Here is a 16,513-nt window from a genome sequence, read left to right as displayed (position 1 = left end):
GGTCGGCGCGTCCTGCGCGACGACGATCCGCATCCGCCGCGCGGGGGAGACCCGGTGGCGCCGGTCGTCCCTCCGAAGCGCGGTGACGTCGTCATCCCTCCGAAGCCCGGTGCCCTCGTCATCCCTCCAGCGTCAGCACGACCTCGTCGATCTCCTCGCCGCGCGCCTGCGCGAAACCCCGCTCGTGGGCCGTGATCCGGAACCCGCACTTCTCCAGGACCCGCACCGAACCGGCGTTGTCCGCCGCCGCGCGGGCGAACAGCGGCCGCTCCACCACCTCGGCGAGCAGCAGCCGCAGCGCGGCCGTCGCGATGCCCTTGCCCCAGTACGCGCGGTCGATCCAGTACGTCACCTCGCGCGCCGCGAGTTCGCCGTACACAGCGGCGCTCCCCACGACGTCGCCGTCCACCAGGACCGTGCGGTTCACGATGCCCTCGTCCGCGCGGATCCGCCGCCAGTGCGCGTCGAAGGCGTCCCGGTCGGTGGGGTCCTTCGCGGTGAAGGCGGCCATCCGCAGCGACTCGGGGTCATTGGTCTGCCGGAAGAACACGTGCAGGTCGCTGTCGTGCACCGGGCGCAGTGCCACGTCCATCGGTCAGAGCCTCCGGGTCGCGAGGGTGAGCCGGTCGCGCGCGTCGAACAGCGCGTCCTTCACCATCTGTTCGTGCGCCGGGGTCAGCCGGGCCACCGGAATCGAGCAGCTGATCGCGTCCCGCGCGGGAGTGCGGTACGGGATCGCCACGCCGAAGCAGCGCAGGCCCAGCGTGTTCTCCTCGCGGTCGACCGCGTACCCCTGGTCGCGGACCAGGTGCAGCTCCTCGATGAGCTTCTCCCGGTCGGTGATGGTGTGCTCGGTCAGCGCCGGCAGGGTCTCGGGCAGCATCTTGCGGACCTGCTCGTCGGAGTAGGTGCTCAGCAACGCCTTGCCCAGGGACGTGGAGTGCGCGGGCAGCCGGCGGCCGACGCGGGTGAAGGGCCGCAGGTAGTGCTGGGACTGCCGGGTCGCCAGATAGACCACGTTGGTGCCGTCCAGGCGCGCCAGGTGGATGGTCTCCGTCGTGTCGTCGGAGAGCCGGTCCAGCGTCGGCCGGGCCACCGCGACCACCTCGTCGCCGTCGATGTACGACGTGCCGACCAGCAGCGCGCGCACCCCGATGCCGTACCGCGTGCCCGTCGCGTCCGTCTCCACCCAGCCGAGCTCCACCAGGGTGCGCAGCAGCATGTAGAGGCTCGACTTGGGATAGCCGACGGCCTCCTGGACCGCCGCGAGGGAGTGCATGCCGGGGCGCCCGGCGAAGTACTCCAGCAATTCCACCGTCCGTACCGCGGACTTGACCTGTGCCCCGCCGCCCGTCTCGCCTGCCGACATCGCCCTTGACCCCTTCGTTCGACGGGAAATAGTCTCCGAGGACCGGTTCATCATCAGAGACAGCGTTCAGTATATCGAACGCCCTGGTGGATGGCGTACGTAACTGTGGCATTGCGATGCGGCTACACATCTGGAGGGACCCGCGGTGGCAGCAGCACCAGTCTGGAGTGTCGACCCCCGTACCGGGAAGCAGCGGGAGCAGGTTGCGGTCGAGGCGACCGCGCAGGAGGTGGACACGACCGTCCGCGCCGCGCACGCCGCCCGGGCCTCCCTCACCGACCGCACCGTCCGGGCGGCCTTCCTGCGCACCGCCGCCGACCGGCTCCAGGCCGCGAAGGACACGCTGGTCGAGGCCGCCGACGCGGAGACCGCGCTGGGCCCGGTCCGGCTGACCGGCGAACTCACCCGCACCTCCTTCCAGTTGCGGGCCTTCGCCGACATCGTCGACGAGGGCGCCTTCCTCGACGTCGTCATCAACCACCCCGACGCCACCGCGACCCCGCCCATCCCCGACCTGCGCCGGTACAAGGTCCCGCTGGGTGTCGTCGCCGTCTACTCGGCGTCCAACTTCCCCTTCGCCTTCTCCGTCGCCGGCGGCGACACCGCCAGCGCCCTCGCCGCCGGCTGCCCCGTCGTCGTCAAGGCCCACCCCGACCACCCGGCCCTGTCCGAACTGGTCGCCAAGGTGCTGCGTACGGCCGCCGCCCAGCACGGCATCCCCGAGGGCGTCGTCGGCCTGGTGCACGGCTTCGAGGCCGGCCTCGAACTCATCAGGCACCCGCTGGTCGCGGCGGCCGGCTTCACCGGTTCCGTACGGGGTGGCCGCGCGCTCTTCGACGCGGCGGCGGCCCGTCCGGTCCCGATCCCCTTCCACGGCGAACTGGGTTCGCTCAACCCCGTCGTCATCACCGAGGCCGCCGCCGCCGAGCGCGCGGAGGAGATCGGCAACGGGCTCGCGGGCTCCATGACCCTGGGCGTCGGGCAGTTCTGCGTGAAGCCGGGCCTGGTGCTCGCCCCGCAGGGCGCGGCCGGCGACCAGCTCGTCAAGACCCTCACGGACGCCGTCAGCAACGTCGACGCCGGGGTGCTCCTCGACCACCGGATGCGGGACAACTTCGTCGCCGGGGTCGCCGAGCGGGCCCAGCTGCCCGACGTCGAGTCGCCGGTGACGCCGGGCTCGGGCGGCGAGCACACCGTCGGCGCGGGGTTCCTCACGGTGCCGGCGGTCCGGCTGGCGTCCTCGGGCGAGCACGATCTGCTTCTTGAGGAGTGCTTCGGGCCCGTCACCGTCGTGGCGCGCTATGCGGACGACGCCGAGGTGACGGCCGTGCTTTCGCGGCTGCCGGGGAATCTCACGGCGACGGTCCAGCTGTCCGCCGGGGAGGCTGCCGGGGAGGGTGTGGGGGCGTCCATTCTTGCCGAGTTGACGCCACTGGCCGGGCGTGTGCTCGTGAACGGGTGGCCCACGGGGGTCGCCGTGGCGGCGGCTCAGCATCACGGAGGGCCGTATCCGGCTACCACGTCGACGTCCACGTCGGTGGGGGGGACCGCGATCGAGCGGTGGTTGCGGCCTGTGGCTTATCAGGGGGCGCCTGAGGCGCTGCTTCCTGTGGAGCTTCGGGACGAGAACGCGCTGGGGCTGCCTCGGCGGTTCAACGGGGTGTTGCAGAGGTAGGCGTTCTCGGGGTGGTGGGGAGCCGCGGGTTCGTTGTGGCTTGTCGCGCAGTTCCCCGCGCCCCTCAGCGGTATCCCGGTTGACCGGCGACTGGATGTGCCCTGGGAGAATCCTCCCCATGGATCTCGAACTTCCCCTGCTGCCGTTTCCGCTGCGCACCTATGGGCCCGATGGGCACTGGTTGTTTGACGACGGGGTGCTTTCCGGGTGGGCCGGGGCTCGGCAGGATCGGTTTGTCTCGCCCACGGGGGAGGGGCTGGAGCCGGCCGCTGACGCGCCCCGGCTGCTGGGGGCGCCCGTCGGGGACTTCCAGCTGATCGCGCGGGTCACCGTCGGCTTCGCGGCCACCTTCGACGCCGGGGTGCTGTACGTGCATGTCGGTGAGCGGGCCTGGGCGAAGCTGTGCCTGGAGTACTCGCCGGACGTGCCCACCGTGTGCACGGTCGTCACCCGGGGCCACTCCGACGACGCCAACTCCTTCACGGTGGAGGGGAGTTCGGTGTGGCTCCGGGTGAGCCGGACCGGGCGGTCCTTCGCCTTCCACGCGTCCCGCGACGGCAAGCGCTGGACCTTCGTGCGGCTGTTCACGCTGGGCGACACCGAGGAGACCGGGGCCGCGCTGGTCGGCTTCATGACGCAGTCGCCGATGGGCGAGGGCTGTGTGGTGACGTTCGACCACATCGAGTTCAGGCCGAGCTGGCCGAGCGACCTGCGAGACGGCAGCTGAGCAGGAAGGTCACCGCGAGCAGGGCCGCGCTGATCAGCAGACAGACCCGCATGCCCGCCACGAAGTCGTCGGCGACCAGGGAGCCGAACAGGGCGATGCCCAGGCCACCGGCCACCTGGCGGGCGGAGTTGAGCACACCCGCCGCGAGCCCGGCCCGTTCGGCGGGTACGGCGTCCATCATCGCGGCGGTCAGCGGCGGCACCGTCAGCGCGCAGCCCAGCGCCATCGGCACCAGCAGTGCCGCCACCACCCCGGTCGGGGTGTCCGCGTCCAGGGTCAGCAGGAGGAGCAGCCCCAGCACCGCCACCGCCTGCCCGACCAGCATCGGCAGCCGGGGGCCGTACCGTCCGGCGAGCTTGCCCGCCACCACGTTCGTCACCGCGATCAGACCGGTCATGGGCAGGAACATCAGGCCCGCCACCAGCGCGGAGCGGCCCTGGACCTGCTGGAAGAAGAGCGAGAAGACGAACACCAGGCTGTAGAAGGCGACACTGACCGCCGCCCCCGACGCGACGGCCGCCGTCACCGTCCGGTCGCGGAACAGGCCCAGCGGCACCACCGGATGGGCCCCGCGCGACTCGATCCGCACAAACGCGGCCACGGCGACGACCGCCACCGCGAGCGCCGCCCAGCCGGCCGTGCCGCCCTCGATCACCGCGAACGTCAAGGCCACCAGCGCCACCACCGCGCTCACCTGGCCGGGCACGTCCAGCGGTGCGGGCCGGGGCAGCGAGCGCGGCGCCCGCAGCAGCAGGACCAGGGTCAGCGCGCCCACCGGCAGGTTGACGAAGAAGATGCCGCGCCAGTCCCAGGCCGTGGCCAGCACCCCGCCCACCACCGGACCGAGGGCCACCGCCACCGAACCCCCCGCCGCCCACACCGCCACCGCGCGGGTGCGCCGGACCGGGTCGGGGTACGCCTGCCGCACCAGCGCCAGCGAGGCGGGCAGCACCACGGCCGCCGCCACACCCTGCACGACCCGCGCGCCGATCAGCGTCGGCAGGGTCGGCGCGAGTCCGCACACGGCCGAGGCGACCGTGAACACGGTGATGCCGATCGCGTACGCCCGCCCCGCTCCGGCCCGGTCGGAGAAGGCGCCGGTGGAGAGCATCAGCGCGGCGAAGGCCAGCGTGTAGGCGTCCACCACCCACTGCTGTCCCGCCATGCCCCCGCCGAGATCGGCGCCGATCGCGGGCAGCGCCACGTTGACGACGGAGGCGTCGAGGCAGATCAGGAAGAAGCCGAGGAGGCCCGCGGTGAGGGTGAGGGCGGCGGAGGACTTCCGCGGCCGAGGTGTCAACTCGCCCTGTGTCAGGGCTGGTTGATGATTCCTGAGCTTCTCGTTCGTCGGCATGGACCCATCCTGTGCGGCACGGCGTGCGTACAGTAGTGGCCGGAATGCCATGCACCCGGAGGTTCTGGCCATGCCTGACGTGTCGATGCCCGGCGCTTTTGTCCCGTACCGGATCGCTGTCGTCGCGCCCTCGCCGGTGTCGATGTTCAACCTCGCCATCCCTGAGCTGATGTTCGGGAAGGTCGAGGTGGACGGGCGGCCCGGGTACGAGGTGGTGATCTGCGCCGCCGAGCCGGGTGCGCTGCCCACCACCGGCGGGCTCGACCTGCACGTGGCGCACGGCCTGGACGCCGTGGACGACGCGGACACGGTGTTGGTCGCGGGGACGGGGGAGCCGTTCGAACCCGACCCGCGGATCGTCGCCGCGGTCCGTTCGGCCGCCGCCGCGGGCAAGCGGATCGCGTCCCTGTGCACGGGGGCGTTCCAACTGGCCGAGGCGGGACTGCTGGACGGGCGCAGGGCGACGACGTACTGGAAGTACGCCGGCGAGATGCGCCGCCGGTACCCCGACGTCGACCTGCGCGGCGACGTGCTCTACGTCCAGGACGGGCCGTACGTCACCGCGTCCGGCTACGCCGCCGGCATCGATCTGTGCCTGCACATCATCCGCACCGACCACGGGGCCGCCGTCGCCAACGAGGTCGCCCGCGGCACCCTGGTCGCGCCGGTCAGGCCCGGCGGCCAGACCCAGTTCACGCACACCCCGCTGCCGCCCGAGCGCGGTACCGGCTGCGCCGACACCCGGGGCTGGGCCATGCGCAACCTCGACCAGCCGCTCACCCTCACCGACCTGGCCCGGCACGCGGGCGTCAGCGTCCGCACGCTCACCCGCAGGTTCCACGCGGAGAGCGGGGTCAGTCCCCTTCAGTGGCTGCTGCACCAGCGCGTCGAGCGGGCCAGGGAACTGCTGGAGAGCACCACCCTGCCCATGGACCAGGTGGCCCGCGCCAGCGGACTGGGCACGGCCGACTCGCTGCGCGGGCACATCGTGCGCCGCACCGGTCTCACGCCGAGCGCCTACCGCGCCCAGTTCAGCCGGCTCGACTCCGCGGGAATGAACGCGGTCGTTTGAACGTTCACACACTCCGGCGGAGGGTGTGCCTTCGCGGCCGCAGCGGTACGACCTGGAGAGAGAATGCGCGTCGAGATCTGGAGCGACATTGCCTGCCCGTGGTGCTACGTGGGCAAGGCCCGCTTCGAGAAGGCGCTCGCGGCGTTTCCGCACGCCGACCGGGTCGAGGTGGTGCACCGGTCCTTCGAGCTGGACCCGGGGCGCGCCAAGGGCGACGTACAGCCCGTCATCACCATGCTGACCAAGAAGTACGGCATGAGCCGGGAGCAGGCCGAGGCCGGCGAGGACAACCTGGCCGCGCAGGCCGCCGCGGAGGGGCTCGCGTACCGGACCCGTGGCCGGGACCACGGCAGCACCTTCGACATGCACCGGCTGCTGCACCACGCGAAGGAGTTCGGGCGTCAGGGGGAGCTGATCCAGGCGCTGTACGAGGCGAACTTCGCCGAGGAGCGGTCCGTCTTCGACGACTCGGAGCGGCTTGTGGAGATCGCGGTGTCGGCGGGGCTCGACGCCGATTGCGTCCGCAAGGTGCTGGCGGATCCCACGGTCCATGCGGACGACGTCCGTGCGGACGAGCGGGAGGCGGCGGAACTCGGTGCGAACGGGGTGCCGTTCTTCGTCCTGGACCGCAAGTACGGAGTCTCCGGGGCCCAGCCCACAGAGACCTTCACCCAGGCCCTCACCCAGGCCTGGACCACCCACGCCCCCCTGAAGCTGCTGCAAACAGACACAGACACCTGCGGCCCAGCAGGCTGCGCAGCCCCCTGACGGGGTCGAGAGAAAAGGTGCGGCGCCACCGTGGCTTGTCGCGCAGTTCCCCGCGCCCCTAGGTGGGTGCCCTGAACGGCGTCCGCAACACAACCCCACTCAAACCAACCCCCTCAGGGGCGCGGGGAACAGCGCGAGCAACCACAACGGCGCCACACCCGAAACGCAACCCCTCAGGGGCGCGGGGAACTGCGCGAATGGCCACGACGGTGCCGCGGACGAAATCCGACCCCTTCAGGGGCGCGGGGAACTGCGCGACAAGCCACGACGGCGCCGCAGCCGGGAGGCATCCATAAGCACCGCTTAGGGCTACCCGGCAGAATTTCGTAATGGACTTCGACATCCACGCACCGCACAGTGGATCCATGGAGACCTTCGAGACCCTCGCCCGCACCGAGTTCGCCCCGAAGCACACCTACCTCAACACCGCCAGCAACGGCCTCCTCCCCACCCGCACCCTCACCGCCCTCGACAGGGCGGCCCGCATGCGCGCGGAAGGCATCCCGCTGGGCCCCCTCTACGACGACGTCGAAGCCGTACGCGCCGCCATCGCCAGGCTGACCGGCACCCCCGTGGAGCGCGTCGCGTCCGGCGCCTCCGTCGCGGAGTTCGGCGCCCTGATCGCCGCGTCACTGCCCCCCGGCGCCGAGGTCCTCACCGCGGAGGCGGACTTCGCGTCCCTCGTGAACCCCTTCCACGTCCGCGGCGACCTCAAGGTCCGTGCCGTCCCGCTGGAGCGCCTCGCCGAGTCCGTCCGCCCGGAGACCGACCTCGTCGCGGTCAGCGTCGTCCAGTCCGCCGACGGCCGTATCGCCGACCTGCCCGCCGTACGCGAGGCGTCCCGCGCGCACGACGCCCGTGTCTACGTCGACGCCTCCCAGTCGACCGGCTGGCTGCCGCTGGACCCCGGCACCTACGACTTCCTCGCCACGGTCACCTTCAAGTGGCTCATGGGCCCGCACGGCGCCGCGTTCTTCGTCGTCCCGGAGGACCTCGGCGGACTCCCGCCGCTGCTGGCCGGCTGGGTCGCCGGCGAGGTCCCCTGGGACAGCTGCTACGGCCCGGTCGAGGAACTGGCCCACTCCGCGCGGCGCTACGACATCAGCCCCGCCCTCTTCGCCCACACCGGACTGCGCGCCTCCCTCGAACTCGTCGAGGAACTCGGCGTCCCCGCCGTCCACGCCCACAACACCGCCCTGGCCGACCGCTTCCGCGCGGGCCTGCACTCCCTCGGCCACGAGCCCGTCCCGGCCCCCGGCTCGGCGATCGTCTCCGTCCCCGGCCTCGGCGGCCACCAGCCGGGGCTCAGCGCCGCGGGCATCGAGGTCTCCGACCGCGCGGGCAACCTCCGTGCCGCCTTCCACCTCTACAACACCCCGGCCGACGTCGACCGCCTCCTCGACGCCCTCTCCGCCTGAACACCCGCCCGAACCGCGCTCCCGGCACCGCAGGGCCTTGGCCGAGTCTTTGGCCGACCCACCGGATCCGACGCTCGAAAGAGGCGCATGATGGGCCGGAGGGAAGCGCACGGAAGGGAGACCGGCCGGTGACCGACGAGCACGAGAACACACCGGACCTGCCGGCCGCCCGGGCCGCCGCCGGCGATCCACCCACCGGTGCTCTCGGCGCCCCCGCGTCCGCCGTCGCCCCGCACGCCGCCCCCTACGCCGGCGCCGTCGCCGCCCTGAAGGCGCTGCTCCCGGAGATCGAGGGGCGCTGGACCACCCCGGTCGTGCACGACTGGGACGTCCACGCCACGTTCGCCCATCTGCTCGCCGCCGACGAGGCACTCGCCGTACGCCTCGGCATCGCGCCGCGGGTGCCGGGCGGCGCGGGGGAGCAGGGCCCGCACTGGCGGGACGACTGGCACCGGCGGACCAACGAGGTGATCGCCCACGAGCGGGACCGTACCCCCGCCGAGACCGTCGCCGACTGGTCCGCGCAGGCCGCCGCGCTGCTCGCCACCCCCGAGTCCCGCGACCGCGAACTGGCCGCACGGGCCACGGAGTTGATGGGACTGCGGCTGCCCGTCGCCGAACACTTCCTGGTGCGCGCCTTCGAGCTGTGGATCCACACCGGCGACATCGGTCGCGCGCTGGGCCTGACCGTGCCACCGCCCCCGGAGGACCAGTTGTGGCGGATCGTGCGGCTGGGTGTACGCATCCTCGGCGCCGCGCTCGGACCGACCGCGCCGCCGGTGCTGTTCGTGGTGACCGGTGGCGACGAGTGGGTGCTGGGCTCGGCCGACGATCCCGTACGGGCCGAACTCACCCTGGAACCGGTCGACTTCTGCCTGCTGGTCGGCGGCCGTCACCGCCCCGACGACATGCCGTACGGCGCCGACGGGGACGCCGACACCGTACGGAACGTGCTGGAGCGGGCGGCGTCACTGTCCTGGCTGTGACACCACCCGCTCAAACACCCGACGGCGGACTCACCGCACCGGGGTGAAGTCCCGCGCGCCGATGAACTCCGGTCGTCGCACGGGGGCCGCGAACGGCTCCACCGCCTCGTTCTCCACGCTGTTGAACACGATGAAGACGTTGCTGCGCGGGAACGGCGTGATGTTGTCGCCGGAGCCGTGCATGCAGTTGCAGTCGAACCAGGTCGCCGAGCCGGCCTTGCCGGTGAACAGCCGGATGCCGTACTCCCCGGCCATCTTGGTCAGCGCCTCGTCCGAGGGCGTGCCCGCGTCCTGCATCTGGAGCGACTTCTTGTAGTTGTCCGCGGGCGTCTCACCCGCACAGCCCAGGAACGTGTGGTGCGAGCCCGGCATGATCATGAGCCCGCCGTTGGTCGCGAAGTTCTCGGTCAGCGCGATCGACACCGACACGGTCCGCATGTTCGGCAGGCCGTCCTCGGCGTGCCAGGTCTCGAAGTCGGAGTGCCAGTAGAAGCCGCTCGCGCCGAAGCCGGGCTTGACGTTGATCCGGGACTGGTGGACGTACACGTCCGAGCCCAGGATCTGCCGGGCCCGGCCGACGACCCGCTCGTCACGGACCAGGTTCGCGAAGACCTGGCTGAGCCGGTGCACCTCGAAGACCGAGCGGATCTCCTGCGACTTCGGCTCGACGATGGAGCGCTCGTCGGCCCGGGTCGCCGGGTCCGCGATGATCCGGTCCAGCTCCTGCCGGTAGACGGCCACCTCGTCCTCGGTGATCAGCTCCTCCACCGGGAGGAAGCCGTCCCGCTCGTAGCCCTGGAGCTCGGCGGGCGTGATCGGGCCCCGGGTCTCGGGGGAGCCCCAGAAGACCGGGTCCTGGCGCGGGACGGCCACCTCGGTGGCGCCGCGGCTGGGGTACAGGTCGGTGATCGTGGTCATGGCGGTCACACCTCCTCGGGTTCGGGATCGGGTTCGGGATCGGGTTCGGTGAGCAGCGGATACACGCCGTTCTCGTCGTGGTCCTCCCGGCCGGTCACCGGCGGGTTGAACACGCAGATGCAGCGGAAGTCCTCCTTGACCCTGAGCGAGTGCCGCTCGTGGCCGTCGAGGAGGTACATGGTCCCGGGCGTGATCGTGTGGGTCAGCCCGGACTCGTGGTCGGTGAGCTCCGCCTCGCCCTCGACGCAGACCACGGCCTCGATGTGGTTGGCGTACCACATCGACGTCTCGGTGCCGGCGTAGAGGATCGTCTCGTGCAGCGAGAAGCCGACCCGCTCCTTGGCGAGCACGATCCGCTTGCTCTCCCAGGTGCCGGACGCGGCCTTCACATGACGGTCGGTGCCCTCGATCTCCTTGAACGATCGGACGATCACGGTGGTGCGATGCCTCCTTGGTCGGAATGGACGGTGCCGGTCGGAATGGACGGTGCGGGTCTGAATGGACGGTGCCCGTCGGAATGGACGGTGCCGGGCGGGAGGGACGGTCAGACGGTCTCGCGGACAGCGCGCGCGAGCGTCTTGAGGCCCTCGTCCAGCTCTTCGGGGGTGATGGTCAGGGCGGGCAGCAGCTTGACGACCTCGCTCTCGGGCCCGGACGTCTCGATCAGCAGCCCGAGTTCGAAGGCGCGCGCCGCGATCCGGCCGGCCCGCTCCTTCTCGTGGAACTCCAGGCCCCAGACCAGGCCGCGCCCGCGGTACTCCTTGACGTCGGCGAGGTTCTCCTCGGTGATGGAGATCAGCTCGCGCTCGATCTGCTCGCCGCGCTCACGGGTCTGCTTCTCCATCGCGGACCCGTCGGTCCAGTACGTCTCCAGCGCGGCCGTGGCCGTGACGAACGCCGGGTTGTTGCCGCGGAAGGTGCCGTTGTGCTCGCCCGGCTCCCAGATGTCCAGCTCGGGCTTGAACAGGCACAGCGACATCGGCAGCCCGTAGCCGCTGATGGACTTGGACACGGTGACGATGTCCGGGGTGATCCCGGCCTCCTCGAACGAGAAGAACGCGCCGGTGCGCCCGCAGCCCATCTGGATGTCGTCGACGATCAGCAGCATGTCCTGGCGCTCGCACAGCTCGGCCAGCGCCCGCAGCCACTCCGGGCGGGCCGCGTTGATGCCGCCCTCGCCCTGCACGGTCTCGACGATCACGGCGGCGGGCTTGTTCAGCCCGGAGCCCTGGTCCTCCAGCAGTCGCTCGAACCAGAGGAAGTCGGGGATCTGGCCCTCGAAGTAGTTGTCGAACGGCATCGGCGTGCCGTGCACCAGCGGGATACCGGCACCGGCCCGTTTGAACGCGTTGCCGGTCACGGCGAGCGAACCGAGCGACATCCCGTGGAAGGCGTTGGTGAACGACACGATCGCCTCGCGCCCCTTCACCTTCCGCGCCAGCTTCAGCGCGGACTCCACGGCGTTGGTGCCCGTCGGGCCCGGGAACATCACCTTGTACGGCAGATCCCGTGGCCGCAGCACCAGATCCTGGAACGTCTGGAGGAAACTTCGTTTGGCCGTCGTCGACATGTCCAGACCGTGCGTGACCCCGTCCCGCATCAGGTAGTCGATCAACGCCCGTTTCAGTACGGGGTTGTTGTGGCCGTAGTTGAGTGAGCCCGCGCCGGCGAAGAAGTCCAGGTACCGGTGGCCGTCCTCGTCGTACATCAGGCTGCCCTGCGCACGGTCGAACACGGTGGGCCAGCCGCGGCAGTAGCTGCGCACCTCGGACTCCAGGGTCTCGAAGACGCTCAGGTCGGGCTGGGTGATGGTCACGATGGATCGCTCCTCAATGCGAAGGGACGGTCAACGGGCCGATGCGGTACAGGACTTCGGAGTCGTGCGGGCCGTCCGGGAACAGGCCCGTGCCGAACAGCACCTCGCGCTCCACCCGGGCGCCGTGGCGTTCGGCGAACGAGGCGAACAGCCGCTCGGAGGCGGTGTTGCCCGGCGTGATCGTGGTCTCGACGTCGGTCAGCGGCAGCTCGGCGCCGATCCGGGCGGTCAGCCCGTCCAGCAGCCGGGCGGCCACTCCGTGCCCCCGGTAGGCGGCGTCCACGGCCACCTGCCACACCAGCAGCGTGCCGGGGCGGTCGGGCCGCAGGTATCCGGTGACGAAACCGACGGGTGTGCCGTCGTCCGCTCGCGCCACCGCCGAGGTGGCCGCGAAGTCCCGGCACCACAGGAGATAGGCGTACGAGGAGTTCAGGTCGAGATTTCCGGATTCCTTTGCGAGTCGCCATAGCGCGGCCCCGTCCGCCACCGACGGGCGGTCGATCAGCAGGTCTGCTTGTGCGGCAGTCATGCGAAATGAATTTACCCAGGGAAATTCGAAATTGCATGTCCGGAGGGGGTTGGGTCGCGCGGCCCGATGTGTTATCACGCGGGCGCGGGGTCACGTTATATCGCCTGGTTTGACCAGGTCAAAAGGTGACAGATGGGGCTGCCTGTGGACCGCGTCACAATCAAGTAACCTGACTGACGCGCGCCCGAATTAGGCCGCTTGGTGTTCGCGAAACTTTAGTGTTTAGGGTGAAGGAAAGCGGGCAGAAGAATACGGGAAGCTGTTCTCTTTGAATTCCGTTAAATCTCGGGGAAAGTAACCCAATAAATCCGGCCGGCCGCCCCTGAGGGTGACCGGCCGGATTGTGTTTTTCGGTTGTCAGGAGATGCGCTTGATCCCCTGCCAGCCACCGCCGCCGACCACCGTCGGCGGCCCGGCGAGGCCGGTCCGCCGGCCCGGGACGAACTCCAGGCCCGCCGTGGTGTTCGCCGTCGTGGTCCACAGGTCCGGGACGCCGTCGCCGTCGCTGTCGCCGGAGGCGGTGAACTGCGGCCGGGCGGTCGTGGTCCAGCCGGTCGCGTACGCCGTGCGGTTGGCCGGTGCTCCCAGGGAGGCTGGGTCGGTGCCGCCGTCGGAGACACCGTCGCCGTCGGCGTCACCCGGGCTCTTGCCGTGGTAGATCCACAGATCGCCGGTGGAGGTGTTGCGGGCGATCAGATCGGCGAACCCGTCACCGTCCACGTCACCGGGGGAGGCGAACTGCATGGTGCCCCAGCCTGCGCCGCCGATCAGATAGCCGGAGCCGGCCATGCCGTTGGCGTAGCTTGGCAGGAACCACAGCTGGTCGCCGACGACGGCGATGAAGTCCGGGTTGTTCGACTCGCCGTCCGGGGTGATGTCACCGACCGAGACGATCTGTTTGATCGTCTTCGGGTCGAAGGCCACGTCGGTCTCCGGGTCGGGGAAGAAGTACACCTCTTCCTTGGTGTCGTCGGTGAACTCGCCCTGTCCGTTGTTCGGGTAGAGCCAGAGCTTGTCGTCCGAGCGACGGGCCACCAGATCCTCGTAGAAGTCGCCGGTCCAGTCGCCGCGATGGGTGAGCAAGGCGCCGCTCCAGCCGCCTCCGGACGACAGCGGAATCATGGTGGCGACCCGGCCGCCGCCGGTTCCTCCGTACAGTCTCAGGTTGTCACTGCCGTCGACGGCGAAGAAGTCCGGATTGCCGTCGCCGTTGACGTCACCCGGCTTGTCGGGGATGCCGGGGCTCTTGACGTAGAACCGGTAGGGATAGATGGGGCCGGGGTTACCCGCGCCGTCGACCAGACGCACGTACAGGGTGTGCGGTCCTGGTGTGAGCGGGGTGACGTCCCCTGTCGCAGGTCCGCCCTTGCTCTCCGGCTTGGCCGGCCTGGTCGGCGGGGTGCGGTCGAGGTCGTAGAGGTAGTTGGCCGTGTCCCCCACTCCGTTGGCGCCGAAGTCGAAGAAGCCCTGGGTCCGGGCCAGGGCACCCTCGACGGGCTCCATGTCGGCGGTGGTCTCGGGGTAGAGATTGCCCTGGGACGTGACTGTCGGCATCACGGTCGGCGCCTTCGGGTCGAACCCGAAGCGGCAGCCCGCTGCGCCCTGGGTGGGTGTCCAGTCGGAGGCGAAGTTGGCGTCGGCGGAGTCCTCGGCCTGTGCCTTCCAGGAGAACTGTCCGCCACTGGCGGTCAGGTGTTTTTCCAGCAGCGCTTTCGGCACCTTGGTGCGTGCCTGGGCGCCCTTGGAGTCGCTCGCCTTGACGGTGACCTTCACCCGTTGGTCGAAGATGATGCCGGGTGCGGTGTCGTGCTTGCCGGTGGCCCAGAGGTGGAACTGGACGTTGACGCTGCCGCCGTCGGGGTCCCATACCTGTGAGGTGAGGGTCACGTCGGTGTTGCCGAGGGTGACGTAGGTGGAGCCGTTGCCGCATTCGTTGGCGCCGACCTTGGTGCTGGGGATGGTGTCCAGTGCCCAGGGGGCCTTGGGCGGGCGGTTGTACTCGACGATGAGTTTGGCGTCCGGCTTGAACTTCTTCCAGCTGAACTCGTCTTTGTTGTCCTCGGCGCTCTGCGGGGCGCGCAGTCCGAAGGTGACGTTCGCCCACTTGTTGGCGGCGGCCTTGACGGCGGCGTCCTTGGCGGTGAAGTCGACGGGGGCGTTGGGGCAGCCCCAGGTCTCGTTGCCGTGGGCGTAGTTGCGGCTGTCCTGGCGTGCGGTCCAGGGGGGTTGTGCGCTCCAGGTTGTCTTGGAGGTGATGGGGCCGGTCAGCCACAGTTCGACCGGTTTGGGGGTGCAGGACCAGGAGTGGGTCTCGGTGATCTGGAACTGTGCGTCGATCACCTTGACGCCGGCCAGGAACTTGGAGCCGACGCGGAAGAAGGAGCGGGCGGTGCCGCCGGTGGAGGACTCGTAGCCGACGCGGGCCTCGCTGGTCGTGCCGCCGTCCCAGCCCGTGCCGTTCCAGTAACTGTCCTTGGGGTGCGGCTTGTACGCGATCGTCCAGGCCTCGCGGGTACCGGTCATCCGCGGGTCGATATAGACCGGGAACTCGGTGTCGGGTGCGTCCAGCAGCTTCTGATCGGGCGTCAGGACGATCGACTCGCCGGTCACTTCGACGCCGACCTTGCTGCTCTTGGTGCCGGGGGTGAGCGGGGAGGGGTCGGCGGGGGCAGCCGTGGCCGCCTTCTGCGAGGTCTTCAGTGACGGGCCCGTGCTGGTCGACTCGTCCTGCTCCGTGCCCGAGGAGTCCCACATCCGGGCCGTGGAGGAGGCGAACACCGTCTGGCCGGCGGCGTTGGTGGCGCGCAGGGTGCTGGTTTCGGCGTCCTTGTGCACGTCGAGGTTCTGGGTGCGCAGGCCGAAGCCGATCTCCGCGAGTTCGGGCCGGTCGGCGGCCTCGGGGGTCTTCACGATGAGCGCCTGGCTGAACCCGTCCAGACTGGCCTGCACTGCCAGGTCGATGCCAGGGAAGACCTCGCGGTAGGTGGCGGTGGAGCCGTCAAGTACCGGCTTGGGCAGGGGAGTCGGCCAGGTGAGGGCGAGTTCGCCGCCCTGGTCTGTGAGTGTCACCAATGGGGCGTCGCCGCCGGCGGAGAAGGTGACACGGCCGGGGGCGGCCTTGGGCTGGATGCGGCCCGCCGCCTCGGCGAGCGTGGTGTCCACGTCGGCCCAACGGCCCTCGCGCTTCACGCGTACGGGCAGGGTGTGTTGTGTCGTGCGCAGGTTGCCGTTGGGCAGGGCGTGCGTCTCGCTGGTCTCGGAACGGGCCGAGACCACCTCGACGGGTTCCCCACTCTCGGCGGCCTTCTGGAGCGCGTGCTCTTCGGCGGTCGGGGCGACCGCGCTCGGGGCCGGTTCGGCGGACGCGGTCGCCAGCGGAGTCAGCCCCAGCGACCCGCCAGTCAGTACCGCGACGAGCGCGGCTCTGCTCCAGCGCCGCGGACGACGCTGTCTTCCGGATTTTTCGGGCATGGGCGATTCCCCCCGGAGTCGTTGCCGGGCGAACTCTCCCGGAGTTCGCCGCGAGCCCCTTCACGCGGGCCGCAGCGCCGAACAGTCCACATCATCAGGGGATTTCTTTATCAATTTATGGCCAAAGTGGGGGTTGTCGTATGGCTCGATCATTGCTTGCGAGGAAGATCTTCACAGCCTAACGTCGCGTTGTTCACCACTCGATCACAGATAGTGAGTTAAGGGGGAGGTCCGTTAGTGGACCAAGTGCTGAGACAGCTGCGCTACTTCGCTCACTGGCACAGATCCGTGTCCCTTTTTGTGGGACTCGTTCTCTTCGTGGGGCTGATACCCGACGACGCCAGTGCTGCGGATGGCAGTTCCCGACGCGGGGGCGTGCAGCGCGAAAAGTCGGTCCCGGGACGGGACTT

General features: G+C 70.3%; 14 protein-coding genes. 6 read left to right on the top strand and 8 right to left on the bottom strand.

Annotated elements, in window-relative coordinates; translation table 11 throughout:
* Nucleotides 1–118: 118 nt before the first annotated feature.
* Nucleotides 119–592 carry a GNAT family N-acetyltransferase gene (locus ACIQAC_RS00070; protein ID WP_402185545.1) on the bottom strand — a complete coding sequence of 158 codons (474 nt, stop codon included), beginning with the start codon at nucleotides 590–592 and terminating at the stop codon, nucleotides 119–121.
* A 3-nt stretch (nucleotides 593–595) separates the two neighbouring features.
* Nucleotides 596–1,369 carry an IclR family transcriptional regulator gene (locus tag ACIQAC_RS00065; protein WP_402185543.1) on the bottom strand — a complete coding sequence of 258 codons (774 nt, stop codon included), beginning with the start codon at nucleotides 1,367–1,369 and terminating at the stop codon, nucleotides 596–598.
* Nucleotides 1,370–1,514: 145 nt separating this feature from the next.
* Here ACIQAC_RS00065 and ACIQAC_RS00060 point away from each other — a divergent pair, with 145 nt between their 5' ends.
* Together ACIQAC_RS00060 and ACIQAC_RS00055 are read left to right on the top strand one after the other, a co-directional pair.
* Nucleotides 1,515–3,044 carry an aldehyde dehydrogenase (NADP(+)) gene (locus tag ACIQAC_RS00060; RefSeq protein ID WP_402185542.1) on the top strand — a complete coding sequence of 510 codons (1,530 nt, stop codon included), beginning with the start codon at nucleotides 1,515–1,517 and terminating at the stop codon, nucleotides 3,042–3,044.
* A 118-nt stretch (nucleotides 3,045–3,162) separates the two neighbouring features.
* Nucleotides 3,163–3,771, top strand: a complete 609-nt coding sequence (locus ACIQAC_RS00055; RefSeq protein ID WP_402185541.1) for a DUF1349 domain-containing protein — start codon at nucleotides 3,163–3,165, stop codon at nucleotides 3,769–3,771.
* On the opposite strand, the gene ACIQAC_RS00050 is transcribed toward ACIQAC_RS00055, so the two are convergent.
* Entirely contained in the window at nucleotides 3,731–5,125 is a 1,395-nt protein-coding gene (locus ACIQAC_RS00050; protein ID WP_402185540.1) for an MFS transporter, read from the bottom strand. The two genes, ACIQAC_RS00055 and ACIQAC_RS00050, sit on opposite strands and share 41 nt — an antisense overlap.
* 85 nt (nucleotides 5,126–5,210) lie before the next feature.
* Between ACIQAC_RS00050 and ACIQAC_RS00045 the strand changes: the two genes are divergently transcribed.
* The 4 genes from ACIQAC_RS00045 (at nucleotide 5,211) to ACIQAC_RS00030 (ending at nucleotide 9,369) form a co-directional block, all read left to right on the top strand.
* A complete protein-coding gene (locus ACIQAC_RS00045; protein WP_402186905.1) occupies nucleotides 5,211–6,197 on the top strand; it encodes a GlxA family transcriptional regulator in 987 nt (328 codons plus the stop codon).
* A gap of 63 nt (nucleotides 6,198–6,260) precedes the next feature.
* Nucleotides 6,261–6,965, top strand: a complete 705-nt coding sequence (locus ACIQAC_RS00040; protein WP_402185538.1) for a DsbA family oxidoreductase — start codon at nucleotides 6,261–6,263, stop codon at nucleotides 6,963–6,965.
* 365 nt (nucleotides 6,966–7,330) lie between these two features.
* Nucleotides 7,331–8,383 (top strand): aminotransferase class V-fold PLP-dependent enzyme, encoded by a 1,053-nt coding sequence (locus tag ACIQAC_RS00035; RefSeq protein ID WP_402186903.1) that lies wholly within the window; start codon nucleotides 7,331–7,333, stop codon nucleotides 8,381–8,383.
* A 128-nt stretch (nucleotides 8,384–8,511) separates the two neighbouring features.
* Nucleotides 8,512–9,369 (top strand): maleylpyruvate isomerase family mycothiol-dependent enzyme, encoded by an 858-nt coding sequence (locus ACIQAC_RS00030; RefSeq protein WP_402185536.1) that lies wholly within the window; start codon nucleotides 8,512–8,514, stop codon nucleotides 9,367–9,369.
* A 30-nt stretch (nucleotides 9,370–9,399) separates the two neighbouring features.
* Here ACIQAC_RS00030 and thpD read toward each other — a convergent pair whose 3' ends face one another.
* The 5 genes from thpD to ACIQAC_RS00005 form a co-directional block, all read right to left on the bottom strand.
* Nucleotides 9,400–10,287 carry an ectoine hydroxylase gene (gene thpD / locus ACIQAC_RS00025; RefSeq protein WP_402185534.1) on the bottom strand — a complete coding sequence of 296 codons (888 nt, stop codon included), beginning with the start codon at nucleotides 10,285–10,287 and terminating at the stop codon, nucleotides 9,400–9,402.
* Between the two features lie 5 nt (nucleotides 10,288–10,292).
* Nucleotides 10,293–10,721 (bottom strand): ectoine synthase, encoded by a 429-nt coding sequence (locus ACIQAC_RS00020; RefSeq protein ID WP_402185533.1) that lies wholly within the window; start codon nucleotides 10,719–10,721, stop codon nucleotides 10,293–10,295.
* A 110-nt stretch (nucleotides 10,722–10,831) separates the two neighbouring features.
* Nucleotides 10,832–12,103 (bottom strand): diaminobutyrate--2-oxoglutarate transaminase, encoded by a 1,272-nt coding sequence (gene ectB, locus ACIQAC_RS00015; RefSeq protein WP_402185532.1) that lies wholly within the window; start codon nucleotides 12,101–12,103, stop codon nucleotides 10,832–10,834.
* Nucleotides 12,104–12,116: 13 nt separating this feature from the next.
* On the bottom strand, nucleotides 12,117–12,632 hold the full coding sequence (gene ectA / locus ACIQAC_RS00010) for a diaminobutyrate acetyltransferase (RefSeq protein ID WP_402185530.1): 516 nt from the start codon (nucleotides 12,630–12,632) through the stop codon (nucleotides 12,117–12,119).
* Nucleotides 12,633–12,989: 357 nt separating this feature from the next.
* Nucleotides 12,990–16,103, bottom strand: coding sequence for an FG-GAP repeat domain-containing protein (locus ACIQAC_RS00005; RefSeq protein ID WP_402185528.1), 3,114 nt, complete (start codon nucleotides 16,101–16,103; stop codon nucleotides 12,990–12,992).
* Nucleotides 16,104–16,513: the final 410 nt, after the last annotated feature.

Source organism: Streptomyces sp. NPDC088387 (assembly GCF_044753385.1).
Taxonomy (GTDB): Bacteria; Actinomycetota; Actinomycetes; order Streptomycetales; family Streptomycetaceae; genus Streptomyces.
Note: the sequence above shows the minus strand (reverse complement) of the source record. Positions and strands in the feature narration are given on the sequence as shown.